The sequence below is a fragment of the Caballeronia jiangsuensis genome (genome assembly GCF_046030135.1).
Taxonomy (GTDB): Bacteria; Pseudomonadota; Gammaproteobacteria; order Burkholderiales; family Burkholderiaceae; genus Caballeronia; species Caballeronia jiangsuensis.
The window spans coordinates 20,705-35,782 of the sequence record NZ_JAQQDB010000054.1; the positions used below are offsets into that span (position 1 = coordinate 20,705).

At 63.1% G+C, this 15,078-nt stretch carries 17 protein-coding genes; 9 read left to right on the forward strand and 8 right to left on the reverse strand.

Features of this window, described 5'->3' with window-relative positions; all coding sequences use genetic code 11:
* Window positions 1–5 precede the first annotated feature (5 nt).
* Window positions 6–1,307 (forward strand): c-type cytochrome, encoded by a 1,302-nt coding sequence (locus PQR08_RS34685; protein ID WP_408163884.1) that lies wholly within the window; start codon window positions 6–8, stop codon window positions 1,305–1,307.
* Window positions 1,308–1,440: 133 nt separating this feature from the next.
* Window positions 1,441–2,316 (forward strand): glucose 1-dehydrogenase, encoded by an 876-nt coding sequence (locus PQR08_RS34690; protein ID WP_250486378.1) that lies wholly within the window; start codon window positions 1,441–1,443, stop codon window positions 2,314–2,316.
* Window position 2,317: 1 nt separating this feature from the next.
* On the opposite strand, the gene PQR08_RS34695 is transcribed toward PQR08_RS34690, so the two are convergent.
* From PQR08_RS34695 to PQR08_RS34710, 4 genes are all read right to left on the reverse strand, one after another.
* Window positions 2,318–2,542: a hypothetical protein gene (locus PQR08_RS34695; RefSeq protein ID WP_250486379.1), complete on the reverse strand. Its 225-nt coding sequence runs from the start codon at window positions 2,540–2,542 to the stop codon at window positions 2,318–2,320.
* Window positions 2,543–2,724: 182 nt separating this feature from the next.
* The gene (locus PQR08_RS34700; protein ID WP_238218084.1) at window positions 2,725–3,357 is read right to left on the reverse strand and encodes a LysE family translocator; all 633 of its coding nucleotides are present in this window, start codon (window positions 3,355–3,357) and stop codon (window positions 2,725–2,727) included.
* Between the two features lie 90 nt (window positions 3,358–3,447).
* A complete protein-coding gene (locus tag PQR08_RS34705) occupies window positions 3,448–4,143 on the reverse strand; it encodes a nitroreductase (protein WP_250486380.1) in 696 nt (231 codons plus the stop codon).
* Window positions 4,144–4,254: 111 nt separating this feature from the next.
* Window positions 4,255–5,001, reverse strand: a complete 747-nt coding sequence (locus PQR08_RS34710) for a glucose 1-dehydrogenase (protein WP_187607014.1) — start codon at window positions 4,999–5,001, stop codon at window positions 4,255–4,257.
* Between the two features lie 164 nt (window positions 5,002–5,165).
* Here PQR08_RS34710 and PQR08_RS34715 point away from each other — a divergent pair, with 164 nt between their 5' ends.
* Window positions 5,166–5,990: a class I SAM-dependent methyltransferase gene (locus PQR08_RS34715; RefSeq protein ID WP_250486381.1), complete on the forward strand. Its 825-nt coding sequence runs from the start codon at window positions 5,166–5,168 to the stop codon at window positions 5,988–5,990.
* Here the strand turns inward: PQR08_RS34715 and PQR08_RS34720 are convergent.
* The 3 genes from PQR08_RS34720 to PQR08_RS34730 all read right to left on the reverse strand — a co-directional run bounded on the left by PQR08_RS34720 (window position 5,987) and on the right by PQR08_RS34730 (window position 8,866).
* Window positions 5,987–7,612 carry an FAD-dependent monooxygenase gene (locus PQR08_RS34720; RefSeq protein WP_250486382.1) on the reverse strand — a complete coding sequence of 542 codons (1,626 nt, stop codon included), beginning with the start codon at window positions 7,610–7,612 and terminating at the stop codon, window positions 5,987–5,989. The genes PQR08_RS34715 and PQR08_RS34720 overlap by 4 nt on opposite strands.
* Before the next feature lie 103 nt (window positions 7,613–7,715).
* Window positions 7,716–8,003 (reverse strand): DUF1634 domain-containing protein, encoded by a 288-nt coding sequence (locus tag PQR08_RS34725; protein WP_250486383.1) that lies wholly within the window; start codon window positions 8,001–8,003, stop codon window positions 7,716–7,718.
* Window positions 8,000–8,866, reverse strand: a complete 867-nt coding sequence (locus PQR08_RS34730) for a sulfite exporter TauE/SafE family protein (protein ID WP_250486384.1) — start codon at window positions 8,864–8,866, stop codon at window positions 8,000–8,002. The genes PQR08_RS34725 and PQR08_RS34730 overlap by 4 nt, the downstream gene beginning before the upstream one ends.
* 135 nt (window positions 8,867–9,001) lie before the next feature.
* Here PQR08_RS34730 and PQR08_RS34735 point away from each other — a divergent pair, with 135 nt between their 5' ends.
* Complete coding sequence (locus tag PQR08_RS34735; RefSeq protein ID WP_250486385.1) at window positions 9,002–9,883, forward strand: IclR family transcriptional regulator; 882 nt, start codon at window positions 9,002–9,004, stop codon at window positions 9,881–9,883.
* Window positions 9,884–10,529: 646 nt separating this feature from the next.
* Here the strand turns inward: PQR08_RS34735 and PQR08_RS34740 are convergent.
* Window positions 10,530–11,603, reverse strand: a complete 1,074-nt coding sequence (locus tag PQR08_RS34740) for a porin (protein ID WP_035500200.1) — start codon at window positions 11,601–11,603, stop codon at window positions 10,530–10,532.
* Between the two features lie 470 nt (window positions 11,604–12,073).
* On the opposite strand from PQR08_RS34740, the gene PQR08_RS34745 reads away from it, so the two are divergent.
* From PQR08_RS34745 to PQR08_RS34765, 5 genes are read left to right on the forward strand one after another with little or no spacing between them, the layout of a single operon-like run.
* On the forward strand, window positions 12,074–12,391 hold the full coding sequence (locus PQR08_RS34745; RefSeq protein WP_250486386.1) for a non-heme iron oxygenase ferredoxin subunit: 318 nt from the start codon (window positions 12,074–12,076) through the stop codon (window positions 12,389–12,391).
* 1 nt (window position 12,392) lies between these two features.
* Entirely contained in the window at window positions 12,393–12,701 is a 309-nt protein-coding gene (locus PQR08_RS34750) for a recombinase-like helix-turn-helix domain-containing protein (RefSeq protein WP_238295522.1), read from the forward strand.
* Between the two features lie 17 nt (window positions 12,702–12,718).
* Window positions 12,719–13,780, forward strand: a complete 1,062-nt coding sequence (locus PQR08_RS34755) for an aromatic ring-hydroxylating dioxygenase subunit alpha (RefSeq protein WP_035500204.1) — start codon at window positions 12,719–12,721, stop codon at window positions 13,778–13,780.
* Window positions 13,773–14,516 carry an SDR family oxidoreductase gene (locus PQR08_RS34760; RefSeq protein WP_238218077.1) on the forward strand — a complete coding sequence of 248 codons (744 nt, stop codon included), beginning with the start codon at window positions 13,773–13,775 and terminating at the stop codon, window positions 14,514–14,516. Before PQR08_RS34755 ends, PQR08_RS34760 begins: the two co-directional genes overlap by 8 nt.
* Before the next feature lie 29 nt (window positions 14,517–14,545).
* The gene (locus tag PQR08_RS34765; protein WP_035500207.1) at window positions 14,546–15,073 is read left to right on the forward strand and encodes a cupin domain-containing protein; all 528 of its coding nucleotides are present in this window, start codon (window positions 14,546–14,548) and stop codon (window positions 15,071–15,073) included.
* Window positions 15,074–15,078 lie beyond the last annotated feature (5 nt).

Sequence of the window (15,078 nt, forward strand, 5' to 3'; positions counted from 1 at the left end):
TCGCCATGACGCTCCGACGCCGCGCGCTCCTCTGCATCTTCACGATCGCCTTGTCGATGCAACACGCTCACGCGCAGACGCCCGATCTCATCGCGCGTGGCGCATATCTCGCGAAGGCCGCCGATTGCGCCGGTTGCCACACCGCCGCGCCCGTGCCGGGAAAGGCGCAACCGCATCCGTTCGCGGGCGGCCTGCCGATGGGCTCGCCCTTCGGCACGATCTGGTCGAGCAACATCACGCCGGACGCGCAACACGGCATCGGCCGCTACAGCTATGAGGATTTCGCGCGCGCGTTGCGTGAAGGCGTCGCGCCCGGCGGCAAGCATCTTTATCCGGCGATGCCCTATCCGTCTTTCTCGAAGATCGACGACAACGACATGCACGCGCTCTATGCGTATTTCATGCACGGCGTGGAACCCGTCGCGCAGGCGGCGCCCGAGACGCGCCTGCCGTTTCCGTTCGACCAGCGCTGGGCGCTCGCGATGTGGAACTTCGCCTTCGCTCCGACAAAGCCATTCGCACCGGACTCAAAACGCGATGTGCAATGGAATCGCGGCGCGTATCTCGTGCAATCGCTCGGGCATTGCGGCGCCTGCCATACGCCGCGCGGACCGGCTTACGATGAACTCGGCTATGCCGAATCGTCGCGCGCCTATCTCACGGGCGGCACCAATGACCACTGGCACGCGCCGAACCTGACGGGCATATCGGGCGCGGGCCTGGGTAGCCTGTCCGCCGACGATATCGCCGCGTTTCTGAAGACCGGTCATGGCGCGGGCCTGGTCACATTCGGCAGCATGGTGCAGGTTGTCGAGGACAGCACGCAGTATCTCGACGATCGGGATCTCCTCGCGATTGCGTCATATCTGAAGACCCTGCCCGCGAGCGGAAGCGGCGGTACTTACGATGCGCATTCGCGCATGGCCATGCAGAGCGTGGCGGCGCTGCGCACCGGCGACGACGAACGCCCCGGCGCGGGTCTCTATCAGAGCGCATGCGCGCGTTGCCACAAGAGCAATGGCGCGGGCGAGCCGTTCAAGTATCCGCGGCTCGCGGGCAATCCGGCTGTGCTCTCGGAGAAGCCGGATTCACTGGTGCGGATGGTGCTTCAGGGCGGACGCGCGCCATCGACGGAACGTGGACCCGAGCCCAAGAAGATGCCCGCATTCGCCGACAAGCTCACCGATACGGAAATCGCGCGCGTATTGACGTTCGTTCGCTCGGCTTGGGGCAACGATGCCGCGCCCGTCACGACGCGCGACGTACGAAGCATGCGCGATGCCGTTGCCGCTGGAACACGTCAGTGAATTTTTAGTTCCGCATCCTAACTAAATGCCGGAATCCGCATCTTTAAGCGATCCGGGAACGACCCATGCTGAATCGCTGACACGGCCGCGCGAGTGGCCGTCCTTTTTACCCGGCACCGGAAGGGAGAACGTCATGACCGATACCGCCCAACCCGACTATCCACGCCCGCCCCTGCCGCCTCAGCAGCAGGACAGGCGTCCCGGACTCACCGCCCCGATGGATCCGCAGCCGGATCACGGCGAATCGACGTACAGGGGCAACAACAGGCTCGCGGACAAGATCGCGCTCATCACGGGCGCGGACAGCGGCATCGGCCGCGCGGTGGCGATCGCCTATGCGCGTGAAGGCGCGGACGTCGCCATCGCGTATCTGGACGAGCATGACGACGCGAAGGAAACCGCGCGCTGGGTCGAGAAGGCGGGACGGCGCGCGCTGCTATTGCCCGGCGATATCACCGACCGCACGCATTGCAGGCAGCTCGTCGAGAAGACCGCGGAGACGTTCGGGCGCATCGACGTGCTCGTGAACAACGCCGCCTATCAGGCGACCTACGACAAGCTCGAAGACATCAGCGACGACGAATGGGACAAGACCTATTCGACCAATATCGGCGCGATGTTCCGCATCACGAAGGCGGCGCTCGCGCACATGAAGGCCGGCAGCGCGGTCATCAACACGACCTCCGTCAACGCCGACGCGCCGAATCCCGGCCTGATCGCGTATGCGAGCACGAAGGGCGCGATTCAGAACTTCACGGGCGGCCTTGCGCAACTGCTGGCCGAGCGCGGCATACGCGCGAATTGCGTCGCGCCCGGGCCGATCTGGACGCCGCTCATTCCATCGACGATGCCGCCGTCGAGCGTCGAGAACTTCGGCACGCAGACGCCGATGAAGCGCCCCGGCCAGCCCGTGGAACTCGCCGCCGCTTACGTGATGCTGGCATCGGATGAGGCGAGTTATATGTCCGGTGCGACCATCGCCGTGACGGGCGGCAAGCCGATCATCTAGGTCAGGCGGCGAGCGGCGTGTGCAGCCGCTGGTCGATGTCCTTCTTGCCGGCAATCAGCGCGAACGCGCGAGCGTCTTCGGCGCAGGCGAAATGGCCCAGGACGCCGCTCGCGCGCTGAATGCCGTCGCTATCGCAGACGATCGTCATCGCCGCATATAGACCGCCGTCGAACGCGGCCATCGGCGTAATGACGAAACCGCGATACGCGAGGCTGGATTGGAGCATGGCACCCTCTCTCTCATTTGATAGCTGTCTTCGCTCTTTTCCGGCGGTGCGCGCCGCCGCAAGGCTGTGAGTCAGATTGTCCAGTGACGCAATCAGCCGACGATTAGGGAAAACCAGAAAAAGCGACGGGATAGCTATCGCTGAAATCGAATACATTTCAGCCCGAGATTTCCGCGGATGGATCAGCGGCGCGCTTCGGTCGCCATTCTCACCGCGAGACCGGCGAGCACGGTGCCCATCAGCCAGCGTTGAATCAGAAGCCAGGTCGGCCTGCGCGCCAGAAAAACCGCGATCGATCCGGCGGTCATCGCGACGATCGAATTGACGGTGATACTCAGCATGATCTGCACGACGCCGAGAGCGAGCGACTGGCCGAGCACGCCGCCGTGCGCCGGATCGATGAATTGCGGCAGCAGCGAGAGATACAGCACGGCGATTTTCGGATTGAGCAGGTTCGTGACGAAACCCATCGTGAAGAGCTTGCGCGGGCTGTCGACGGGCAAATCGCGCACCTGAAACGGCGAACGCCCGCCCGGCTTGACCGCCTGCCACGCGAGATAGAGCAGATAGAGCGCGCCGCCGAAGCGCAACGCGTCGTAGGCGAACGGGATCGCGATCAAGAGCGCGGTGATGCCGAACGCCGCGCACAACATGTAGAACACGAAGCCAAGCGCCACGCCGCCGAGCGAGATGAGTCCCGCCGTGCGGCCCTGGCAGATCGAGCGGGAAATCAGATAGACCATGTTCGGACCCGGCGTGAGCGCCATGCCGAGCGCGACGAGGGCGAATGCGAGCAGTTGCGGCGTGTGAGGCATCGGACGTGCTCCGGTTAGAGAGGTCGATGCAGTTTCTCGCTCGATTGCCCGCCTAGCCAGATACAAATTCGAAGACGCCCGTCGATACAGTCAATCGAAGCCGAGAAAGGTCGAGAAATTCCGCACGGGCTCGCGCGTCATATCGATGCGATTGACGGGCGATGCTTCATCGGAGAATCCGAGGCTCATGCCGCAGACGACTTCATGGCCGGAGGGCAAGTCGAGCTGATCCGCGATGACGTCCTGAAAGCGCGCGAACGACACCTGCGCGCAAGTCGCGAGGCCGACCGCGCGCGCGGCCAGCATCACCGTTTGAATGAACATGCCGTAATCGAGCCAGCTATATTTCGTGAGCCTGGAATCGATCGCGAAGATCAGTCCGACCGGCGCGCCGAAGAAGTCGAAGTTTCTCGCCGTCACGCGCGCACGCTCCTGAAGATCGGACTTCGGTACGCCGAGCGCACCGTAATAGCGCATGCCGAACGCTTCCTGCCGCGACCGCATATCGTGCGGCAACGGATCGGGCATATGCCGCAATGGCGGGTGTCCATCGTCTGCATGGGCGCGCCGCAATGCTTCGCTCATCGCGGCCTTGCGTTCGCCCGTCAGCACATAGACGCGCCACGGCTGCGTGTTCGAATTGCTCGGCGCGGATCGCGCGACGTCGAGTATTTCTTCGACTACGCGGCGCGGAACCGGATCATGCGTGAAGCGCCGGATCGCGCGGCGCGAACGGATGGTCGCATCGACGACTAAGGCATCGGGATGAGCGAGACGGTCGATCATGGGGCAAGTGCGCAATGACAGGTTGCCCCATGATGACACGGCGAAAAGCCGCGCCGCCGCGAAGTATCTGCAAGACCATCTTGCACGACACTCAACGCGGCGCGATTCGCATCAACGCATGCCGCCGCTCGCGATGAGGCTTTCGCCGGTCATCCAGCGCGCATCGTCGGAAGCGAGGAACACCGCGATCGATGCGATATCGTCCGGCTGGCCGAGACGTCCGAGCGGCGTTTGCGCGAGCGCGGCCGCATCGAATTCGGAACCGATGATGCCCGCGCTGTGCGTGCCTTCGGTCACCACGACGCCCGGGTTGATCGAGTTCACGCGGATCTTTCTCGGGCCGAGTTCGCGTGCGAGCGCGCCCGTGATCGCATCGATGGCGCCCTTCGTGCCGCTATACACCGCGCTCGTCGCCGGCGTGATGCGGGTCACGACCGAGCTGATGTTGACGATGCTCGCGCCTTCGCCGAGATGCTTCGCGGCGGCCTGCGTGGTCAGCAGCGTGCCTAGCACGTTGATATTGAACTGCTTATGAAAATGCTCTTCGGTGATCTCTTCGAGCGCCGCGAATTCATACACGCCCGAGTTGTTCACGAGAATATCGAGCCGTCCATACGTTTCGACCGCTGCATTCACGATGCCCTGCGCATCCGCGGCCTTCGAGACATCGCCGCCGACGGCGATCGCCTTGCCCTTCGATGCGGTGATGTCCGCGACGACCGCATCCGCGCCCGCCTTGCTGCTCGCATAGTTGACGACGACCGACGCGCCTTCCGCGGCGAGCGCCTTTGCAATGGCCGCTCCAATACCTTTCGACGCGCCCGTGACGACCGCCACCTTGCCTGCGAGTTTGCTCATGATCGAATCCTTGAAGAGATTATTTAATGCCGGGACTGGCGGGTCGTGCCCGTTGCACAACCGTCTTGACAGCGTTCAATGTAGACATCTCTTCGAGCGCGATAAAGCAGCGTAGAGTGAAAAGACTTGCGGGATCAGACGAATAATCGAACGCGGGAGGCGATATGGACACGAACACGCCACGGCACGACGCGAATTTCGCCGGCCAGATTCCCGAGCTTTACGACCGCTATCTCGTGCCGATGCTCTTCGCGTCCTACGCAGCCGATATCGCGCAACGCGCGGCGGCGCTCGAACCATCGCGCGTACTGGAGACTGCGGCGGGCACCGGCGCCGTCACGCGCGCGATGGCGCACGCGTTGCCCGCACATGTCGATATCGTCGCGACGGATCTGAATCAGGCGATGCTCGATCGCGCTGCAAAGTTGGATACCGGCAGAACCGTGACATGGCAGCAGGCCAATGCTTTGCAATTGCCTTTCGACGATGCGAGCTTCGATATCGTCGTCTGCCAGTTCGGCGCGATGTTCTTTCCCGACAAGACAGCTGCGTTCGCGCAAGCGCGTCGCGTGCTGCGGCCCGGTGGCGCGCTCCTGTTCAACGTGTGGGACCGCATCGAAGAGAACGAGTTTGCGGACACGGTAACCGACGCGCTCGCCCGCGTCTTTCCCGCCGATCCGCCGCTTTTCATGAAACGCACGCCGCACGGCTATTTCGATCGGGACGTGATCGCGCGCGATCTCGCAGCCGCGGGTTTCGATGCGAAGCCGCGCTTCGATACGATCGCGCAACGCAGCCATGCGTCATCGGCGGATGTGGCCGCTATCGCCTATTGCCAGGGCACGCCCTTGCGTAACGAGATCGAAGCGTGCGGCGGCGCGAGTCTGGAGGAAGCGACGTCGGCATGTGCGAAAGCCATCGCGGCGCGCTTCGGATCGGGCGCCGTCGATGGCAGGATTCAGGCGCATGTGATCGTCGTGCGGCGCTAACGCGTGACGTCTCGGCCCAGCACGCGATCGAGCCATGCGATCAGCGTGTCCGATGAGCATGACGCGCTTCGGAAGCCGATATGCCCGTCCGGCCGTATGGCCCACACCATGCCTTGCTTCGCACCGAACGCATCGACGAATTCGCCTGCGTCGTCGCAGAGCGTTCGATACGCCTCGCGCGCAGGCTCGAACGATGCCGCGTTCGCTACCTTCGGCGACACGATCAACACGGCGCTCGCTGCCGCGCCGAGTGCGGCGCGCCATGCATCGACGGCCGCATCGAAGGCGGCGATGCGCGCGCTGTCAACGTCATCGATATACGCTACGAGCGTGTGACGTCCGCGCCCGAGATGATCGTGCAAACGCTGCGCATGGCCGATGAAAGCCTCCACGAGACCGCCGGCCTGCGGCGCGCGATCGCCGGGCGCGGGCAACTCCGCGGCCATGTCCGTGCATTCGTCCGTGACGATAGGACTGCCGCCGCGATAACCCACGAGCAATTGCGTCTCGCGCATCGCGGGCTTGATCTCGCCGTGCGCGAGAACCGTGTTCAACGCACGGCTCGTCGATTCGACGACATCGAGCCCGACCGGCCGCCGCTCCGCTTCGTAGCTATCGAGCAGCGCCTGATTCGCGACGCCGCGCGCGGCGAGCGTGAGCTTCCACGCGAGATTGTGCGCATCCTGCAAGCCGGTGTTCATGCCCTGCCCGCCGACGGGCGGATGGATATGCGCGGCATCGCCCGCGAGAAACACGCGCCCGCGCGCATAGTTCTGCGCGATCCGATGACTCACGCGATACACCGACGACCAGCGCATCGACGAGAGCCGCGTACCCTTCGGCAGAATCGGCAGCATGATGCGTTCGATCTCCGCGAAATCGGGCGTGGAGTTCAGCGTGTGGCGGGCGGCATCGTCGGGAAGCAGGACCATCGAGAGCCGATAGCGGCGCGCGGAGCCGCGTACCGGCAGCGCGGCGAGCGCGATCGATCCCGCGCCGCCCTCACCCGACACGTTGAAGCGATACATGCGGCCGCGCGGCAGACCCCACTCGACGTCGACATCGGCGAGCATGAAGGTTTGCGGATACTGATCGCCTTCGTAGGCGATGTTCGATTGCCGGCGCACCGTGCTGCGCGCGCCGTCGCAGCCGACGAGCCAGCGGCACCGAATCGTGCGGTTCTTGCCGCATGCGTCCTGTATGCGCACGTCGATGGCATCGCCTGCATCGCTGAAATCGACGAGCGTCGCGCCGTATTCGACGTGCCCGCCGTTGCGTGCGAGCGCCGCTTCCAGAATGCGCTCGGTCTCGAACTGCGCGAGCGAGAGCGCGCCGTACGGCAAGCCGGCGCGCGGAACCTCGGCGCTGAACGCGGGCGCGCCGTCCTGAAACGTGTCCGCGCCCGTGAGCCATACACCGGCATCGATCGCGTCGCGCGCGACGCCCAGATCCTCGAAAATCTCCAGCGTGCGCGCCGTGACGCCGAGCGCCTTCACGAAGAAGACGCGCTCGTCGTGCGCATCGATCACACGCGCCTTCACGCCATCGCGGCGCAGTTCGGCGGCAAGCATCAGGCCGACGGGGCCCGCGCCGGCGATCAGCACATCGGTCGTATCGAACATGGTGCGATATCTCCTGAGGAAACCGGCGAATGCCTTCGTGCGCGACTCTTCGCCGGCGGTCGTCAGAGAGAATAACCGTTACGTGTGTGCTTGTGGCGGGGCATCAGCCCGCGAGCGGCGCGAGACGCAGGCCGATCACGCAGCCCGCCGCGATCACGGCGAGCACCGTCGCGGCGATCGTCACATAAAGGTAGTTTCGTTGTTGCGCGAACACGGCGAGCATCACGACGACGCGCAGCACCGGCAGCAGAATGAAGAGCGCGACGCCCGCGCTCAACGCCTTCGTGTCGAAGAACAGTCCCGCGCCGATCAGCGCGCACGCGGCCCATGTGCCGCACTGGAGAAAGCGGGCGAGCAGAAGATCCATCGAAGCTGACGTGGCGCATTTCATCGACCGATGTACTCCATAAGATCGATGCCGAAACCCTGCATGACCATCTGACACGCGACGAGCAGCAGCATCGACAGGAACAGCACGCGCAGACGTTCGCTGCGCACTTTCATCAGCACGCGCGCGCCCACGATCGCGCCGATCACCGAGCCGAGTGCGACTGGTCCCGCGATGGCGCTCACGATCTCGCCGCGCAGAAAATACGCGCTCGCGCTCGCGGCGGCCGTCACGCCGATCATGAAGTTCGATGTCGCGGTCGATACCTTGATCGGCAGGCGCAGGGCGTTGTCCATCGCCGGAATCTTCAGGATGCCGCTGCCGATGCCGAGCAGCGCGGAAACGAGTCCGGCTGCAACCATCAACGAGAGACCGGCGGGCACGCGCCGCACTTCATACGCGACATCGCGGCGCAGCGTGGTGTCTGGATAGCTCGAATGGAGATCGAGCGCGGCCGCGAGTCCTCGCGATGGAATCGGCCGCGACATGCCCGCCGTATCTTCGCGGCGAATGAACATCTGCCACGCCGACACGACCAGCACGCCCGCGAAAAGAAAATCCAGCGCGGCCACGGGGACGATGCCCGCGAGCAGCACGCCCGTCAGCGCGCCGAGCGTGGTGCCGGTTTCGAGCACGAGGGCGAGTCGCACGTTCGTGAGGCCGCCGCGCAGAAAGGCCGCCGCGCCGCCGCATGAACACGCGATCACGGACACGATGCTCGTGCCGATGGCGGCGTGCATGTCGATATGGAAGAACATCGTGAGAATGGGCACGATGAACAGGCCGCTCGCCATGCCCAGCATGCCGCCCACCGCGCTGGCACCGACGCCCGCGCAGAAGAGCCAGAGGGTTGCTTCGAAGCTCATTGAATTTGCCTCGGAGAAGTATCGTGATGGCATCAATATAACATGTCATAACAAGTAGCAAAAGCCACGGACGAATGAGGTCGGATCGTCTCGCGCTATGATTTGCCCATTGCACGACGACAACTAAAGCCAACCATGGCCCAACGAAGCAAACAGGAAGACACTCAGGCGCAAAGCCTCGACACCACGGACGATGACGCGTCATCCGGTGGCGGCTCCAGCTATCTCGTGCCGGGCCTCGAACGCGGCTTGCGGATCCTGGCGGAATTCTCCGCGCGCGAGCCGGTGCTGGGCGCGCCTGAGTTGTCGCGGCGCATCGGCATTCCGCGCACGACGACGTTTCGTCTGCTGCAAACGCTCGAATCGCTCGGCTTTCTCGAACGCGTGAACGGCGACCGCAATTTCAGGCTGGGCGTCGCTGTGTTGCGGCTGGGCTTCGAATACGTGAACTCGCTCGAACTGACCGATCTCGGCACGCCGGTGCTCGAGCGTCTGCGCGATGCAACCGGTCTGTCGACGCATCTGCTGATCCGCGATCAGCGCGATGTCGTGTTCGTCGCGAAGGCGCAAAGTCATGAGCCGCTGTTCAGTTCGGTGAAGGTGCATGTCGGCACGCGGTTGCCCGCTCATGCGACGGTGCATGGACATGTGCTGATGGGCGATCTTTCGCTCGCGGCGCTCAAGGCGCTCTATCCCGAGGATCAACTGGAAAAGTATACGGAGCGTACGCCCGCGACCGTCGACGAACTCTTCGAACGCGTGCAGGAGTGCGTGGCGCTCGGTTATGGATTGAGCGAAGCGTCGTTTGAGCGCGGGATATCGGTTGTCACCGCGCCGGTGCGGGATCATTCCGGGGGGATCGTTGCGGCGGTGGCGGCGACCGTGCCGCGGTCGGATATCGGGGCGGATGATGAGAAGTCTCGGCTCGTTGAGACGATCTGTGGTGCTGCGGTTGAGCTTTCGATGCGGCTCAACTATCGGCCTTCGGCGGATGATCGGACTGCTGCGCTGGGTTGAGGTTTTTTTTTCGCCGGATCCCGTATTCGTGTCGGTTTATTAGCACTGCCCCTATGCGGGGCGGCAGTCACTTTCTTTGCTGCTGCAAAGAAAGTAACCAAAGAAACAGCTATCCCCAGCCTAAGCACTTCATACCGGCCGCGGCACAGGCGATTGGCCTAATGGCCCGGCAATAGCGAGTGCCCTCGAAGGTCTCGCGGGGCTTGGACCGCGCACGGTCTGACTCATCGCGCGGCGTGCTTCGTTGGTTCAGCACCAAATAGCTCCGGCCCGCTACGCGGCCGATGGGTCAATCGGGTGTGCGCGCGCTCCTTCTTCGATGGTTTCCCTCGCAGACCCAACGGCAGCGCGTAGCGCTGTGCCGAAGCTATTTGGTGCTGAACCAGCACGCTCAATTCACTAGCGCGTCAGACCGTGCGCGAGCCAAGCCCGATTGGTCCTTCGAGGGCGACACTTAGGCGAGTGCCATTGGCGGCTGGCAAGCATGGCCAAACTGCGTGTGACCGCGGGCCTGAGCAAGCTGCTTTCTTTGGTTACTTTCTTTGCAGCAGCAAAGAAAGTGACCCCCGCCCCGGGGAGGGGCAGTGCTAATAGACCGACACGCTAACAGGATTCCACGCTAACGGGATTCCACGAAAAACCCCCATCAAAACGAGTGATGAATCCCCGCAAGCACAATAACCTGATTCGCGGTACTCGAAACACCCGCAGTAAAGAACGCCGCCTTAGCCCCACCAGTCGCGTGCTCATAAAGCGCATTCACATAAAGCTGCGTCGATTTCGACAACATATAGATATCGCCGATCTCGAACTGCGTCCACCGCCCGCCCGCGAAGGTCGTAGTAGCCGCGCCGCCGGCGATCCAGTTCCAGGCCACCGGCTTGAACGTAAGACCCGCATCGTACGACTGAAACGTATCGGACTGACCATTCGATTGCAGCTTCACGCGCGTATAAAGACCATGCACGACGAACTTGCCGATTTCATATGACGCGCCCGCGCCCATCACTTCCTGCTTGTCCGCCATGTATGTCGCGGCAGGCTGACCCTGGAACGTCGTAAGACCCGTCGTCGCGATCGCGGGTGTGCGGTTGTGCTCGTTCGAATACGTCGCCGCCGCGCTGAACGGACCGTTCGCATACGTGATGCCGAAGCCGTAGTTGCGGCCCGTCGAGAAGTTCGTCGTGTTGCCGAGGCCCATCATTGCGCCGGCCGAAAAGCCATAGAAGTTCGCCGAGCGGAATTTCACCGAGTTGTCGTAGGGCACGACGCCGGTATCCGCGAGTTGGTCGATGTTGCCCGGATGGAACGCATACCAGCTCGCCGCGAGATAGGCGGTAGAGAGCGGCCCGAGCATGTCGAAGCTGAACGGCGTCTGATGACCGAGCGTCAGCGTGCCGACGTTTTCCTGACTCAGCCCGAGATACGCCTGGCGATTCCAGAGCGTGCCCGCCTTCGCGAAGTTGCCGGTGTTCGTATAGAAACCGTTCTCAAGTTGCGCGACCGTCTTCAGGCCGCCGCCCAGATCCTCGACGATGCGAAAGCCCCAGCGGTCCGGCTGCATGTTGCCCTGCTCTTCCATCCATTTCGGATGGCCGCCGACGTTGTTGATATATGCGATGCCGGCATCGAGGCTGCCGTAAAGCGTGACTGTGCTTTGCGCGGCCGCGCCCGTCGCGACCCCGGCTCCGATGAGCCCCGCTGCAATGATGTGCTTCACCCTTCGTTCTCCTAACCGTGTGGTTCAAGGGCGGACCGTGCCCGCTCTCCCGTTCCCGCTTGTAGCCGTTATTGCGCTTTATCCCGGCTCCGGATGGCCGTGCTTCGCGCCGCCCGGAAGGCATCCCGTCGATCTCGATTTATGTTCCACCTATGGATCAACGTACTGCCTATGGAAAGTATAGTGAGGTTTCCAGCGCCAAAACAATAAATTTGAGAGGACATCGGGTAGACCCTGAGGCACGTCCGATGCGTGTCCATCGTGACAAAAAGAGCTTACGAATCAATGTCGAACGGGCGTTCCTACTTGTGAGCAAATGCACGGGCGATCTTTTAAACGGGCTCGATTCAGTGTTTTCACCTAGAGATTCATTTTTTTATTTTCTGAGGCTGAGACCACTCCTATAATGCCCATACACGAACTGATGTTCCTTTAGTGGAACACAGACGAACCAGAGGAAAGGGTGAAAGATGTCTGAACAATGGCGCTGCGCCGGACATGCCGGCGATCTGTCGGAAGACGCACCGATCGAATTCAAGCTCGATGACGGCGCGCAAATCGGTATCTACAAAGTGGGCGACGAGCTGTATGCGCTCGAGAACGTCTGCCCGCACGCATACGCACTGTTGACGCAGGGTTTCGTCGATGGCGACACCGTCGAATGCCCGCTGCACGAAGCGGTGTTTCACATCCCCACGGGCAAATGCCTGAAAGAGCCCGGCGGCCGCGACCTGAAGACGTATTCGGTACGCCTCGCCGGCGAGGAAATCCAGATCAAGGTGGCGTGACATGGAAAAAGTCGTGAACTTCAACCCGAATCTCAAGCCGTGGCTCGCGCCGCAGCCGAACAACGTCGCCGGCAAGGGCGTGATCGAGAAGCCGGGTCAGACCGAGAACTTCATCTGGCAAACGCGCAAGGCCGAGCCTACGCAATACGAGAACGACTTCGGCGATGCGCTCGAACGCGTCTTCGAAGCGGGCGCACTGGAACTGGAGCAAGTGGTCGCGGGCTTGAACAAGGACGGCTTCCGTACGCCGGAAGGCACCACGTGGACCGCCGAACGCCTCGCCGCCGAGTTGCGCACGCTCGCTGACTAAAGAAGGAGCTTTTCCCCATGACGTCCCCTCAGCAAACAACCGTCGCCGCCGATCCCGTTCAGGCTTATCTCGATCGCGGCTTGCGTAACTACTGGTATCCCGTCGCGCCGAGCTGGCAAGTGGCGAACGCGCCCATCGGCCTCACGCGCCTCGGCGATCAGATCGTGCTCTGGCGCGACAACGAAGGCAAAGTGCACGCGCTCGAAGACCGCTGCCCGCATCGCGGCGCGCGTCTGTCGCTCGGCTGGAATCTCGGCGGCAGCGTCGCATGCTGGTATCACGGCATCGAAATCGATGGCAGCGGCACCGTGCAGAAAGTGCCCGCCGTGTCGGCGTGCCCGCTCGAAGGCCAGAAGTGCGTGAAGTCGTATCCCGTCGAAGAGCATGCGGGCGCGATCTTCCTCTGGTTCGGCGATGACGCCAATAAGGAACCCGCGCCGCTCGTGCTGCCGGAAGAACTCGTCGGCGACGAATACGCGAGCTTCCTGTGCATGTCGCACTGGAAGTGCAATTACCAGTACGCGATCGACAACGTAATGGACCCGATGCACGGTGCGTATCTGCACGCGACATCGCACTCGATGGCCGAAGGCGACAAGCAGGCCGACATGCGCGTGCGCAAGACCGAAACCGGCCTCATGTTCGAGAAGGTGAATCAGCGCGACGTGAACTTCGACTGGGTCGAGCTCGGCGAAACCGGCTGCCTGTGGATGCGTCTCGCGATTCCGTACAAGAAGAAGTTCGGCCCGGGCGGCAACTTCGGGATTATCGGCTTCGCCACGCCCGTCGATGACGACAACTGCCAGGTCTATTTCTGGCGCACGCGCAAGGTCTCGGGATGGCAGCGCGATGCATGGCGATTCCTGTATCGCAATCGTCTCGAAGGGCTGCACTGGGCCGTGCTGGAACAAGACCGCTACGTGCTCGAAAGCCTCGCGCCGAACGCGCGCAATCACGAATTCCTCTATCAGCACGATGTCGGCATGACGCGTGTGCGCCGCATGCTGAAGCAGCGCGCGCAGCAGCATCTCGCCGCGCTCGACGCGCTGCCGAAGAACCCGGAGCACGCTCATGCGTGACGCGCTCGATGGCCGCCGCGTGCTCGTGACAGGCGGCGCTCGCGGACTCGGCGCGGCGTTCGTCAAGGCGCTCGTCGAGAGCGGCGCGCGCGTCGCGTTCGGCGATGTGCTGCATGCGGAAGGCGAGGCGCTCGCACGTGAACTGCCGAATGCGCACTTCTTCCCGCTCGATCTGAATGAGCCGCAGAGCATCGCCGCATTCGTCGAAGACAGCGTGAAGGCGCTGGGCGGACTCGACGCCCTCATCAACAATGCCGCGATCACGAACTCGGGCGGCAAGTCCGCCGATGAGCTCACGCCGCAAACGTGGGACGCCGTGATGAACGTCAACGTGCGCGGCTCGTGGCTCATGAGCGTCGCGTGCCTGCCGCATCTGAAGGAATCCGGACGCGGTGCGATCGTGAACATCGCATCGGATACGGCCTTGTGGGGCGCGCCGAAGCTGCTCGCCTACGTCGCGAGCAAGGGCGCCGTGATCGCGATGACGCGTTCGCTCGCCCGCGAGTTCGGCACGAGCAACGTGACCGTCAACGCAATCGCGCCCGGTCTCACGGAAGTGGAAGCCACCGCCTACGTGCCCGCCGAGCGCCACGAGTACTACCTCAAAGGCCGCGCACTGACGCGCGCGCAAACGCCCGACGACGTGAACGGCCCCGTGCTGTTCCTGCTCTCGGATGCGGCGCGCTTCGTGACGGGCCAGTTGCTGCCGGTGAACGGCGGCTTCGTGATGAATTGATTCGTTCTACTTGGAACCTGGAGAAAGCAATGGCCGATGCAGACATCGAACGCAAATCGTGGGATCAGCCCGCCGACGCGAGCTTCGAGCAATGGATGGACTCGCGCGTCGCGCGCCTCGAAACGCGCCGCTACGACTGGGACGCGCTCAAGTTCCAGGCCGATTACGACCCGAAGTATCGCCGCGCGCAGATGCGCTATGTGGGCACGGGCGGCACGGGCGTCGCGAAGGACATGAACACGGTCCCCTCGGGCAGCTTCACGTTTTCGACGATGGTCATTCCTGCAGGCAACATCGGGCCGAGCCATATTCATATCGACGTCGAAGAGATTTTCTTCGTGCTGCGCGGAAAGATGAAGGTGGTCTGCGAGAAGGACGGACAGACGTGGGAAGCCGTGCTCGGCGAGCGCGATCTCATTTCGGTGCCGCCCGGCGTGTATCGCACGGAGATCAACATCGGCGAGGAAGACGCGCTGATGTGCGTGATGCTCGGCGCATCGAAGCCCATCACGCCGACATATCCGCCGGATTCGCCCCTGGCGAAGCTCAAGCGCTGAGGCTG

Excerpts from the sequence above, each read along its gene's own strand:
- PQR08_RS34685 (WP_408163884.1), top strand. The coding sequence starts at position 6 with ATGACGCTCCGACGCCGCGCGCTCCTCTGCATCTTCACGATCGCCTTG.
- PQR08_RS34690 (WP_250486378.1), top strand. The coding sequence starts at position 1,441 with ATGACCGATACCGCCCAACCCGACTATCCACGCCCGCCCCTGCCGCCT.
- PQR08_RS34695 (WP_250486379.1), bottom strand. The coding sequence starts at position 2,542 with ATGCTCCAATCCAGCCTCGCGTATCGCGGTTTCGTCATTACGCCGATG.
- PQR08_RS34700 (WP_238218084.1), bottom strand. The coding sequence starts at position 3,357 with ATGCCTCACACGCCGCAACTGCTCGCATTCGCCCTCGTCGCGCTCGGC.
- PQR08_RS34705 (WP_250486380.1), bottom strand. The coding sequence starts at position 4,143 with ATGATCGACCGTCTCGCTCATCCCGATGCCTTAGTCGTCGATGCGACC.
- PQR08_RS34710 (WP_187607014.1), bottom strand. The coding sequence starts at position 5,001 with ATGAGCAAACTCGCAGGCAAGGTGGCGGTCGTCACGGGCGCGTCGAAA.
- PQR08_RS34715 (WP_250486381.1), top strand. The coding sequence starts at position 5,166 with ATGGACACGAACACGCCACGGCACGACGCGAATTTCGCCGGCCAGATT.
- PQR08_RS34720 (WP_250486382.1), bottom strand. The coding sequence starts at position 7,612 with ATGTTCGATACGACCGATGTGCTGATCGCCGGCGCGGGCCCCGTCGGC.
- PQR08_RS34725 (WP_250486383.1), bottom strand. The coding sequence starts at position 8,003 with ATGAAATGCGCCACGTCAGCTTCGATGGATCTTCTGCTCGCCCGCTTT.
- PQR08_RS34730 (WP_250486384.1), bottom strand. The coding sequence starts at position 8,866 with ATGAGCTTCGAAGCAACCCTCTGGCTCTTCTGCGCGGGCGTCGGTGCC.
- PQR08_RS34735 (WP_250486385.1), top strand. The coding sequence starts at position 9,002 with ATGGCCCAACGAAGCAAACAGGAAGACACTCAGGCGCAAAGCCTCGAC.
- PQR08_RS34745 (WP_250486386.1), top strand. The coding sequence starts at position 12,074 with ATGTCTGAACAATGGCGCTGCGCCGGACATGCCGGCGATCTGTCGGAA.
- PQR08_RS34750 (WP_238295522.1), top strand. The coding sequence starts at position 12,393 with ATGGAAAAAGTCGTGAACTTCAACCCGAATCTCAAGCCGTGGCTCGCG.
- PQR08_RS34755 (WP_035500204.1), top strand. The coding sequence starts at position 12,719 with ATGACGTCCCCTCAGCAAACAACCGTCGCCGCCGATCCCGTTCAGGCT.
- PQR08_RS34760 (WP_238218077.1), top strand. The coding sequence starts at position 13,773 with ATGCGTGACGCGCTCGATGGCCGCCGCGTGCTCGTGACAGGCGGCGCT.
- PQR08_RS34765 (WP_035500207.1), top strand. The coding sequence starts at position 14,546 with ATGGCCGATGCAGACATCGAACGCAAATCGTGGGATCAGCCCGCCGAC.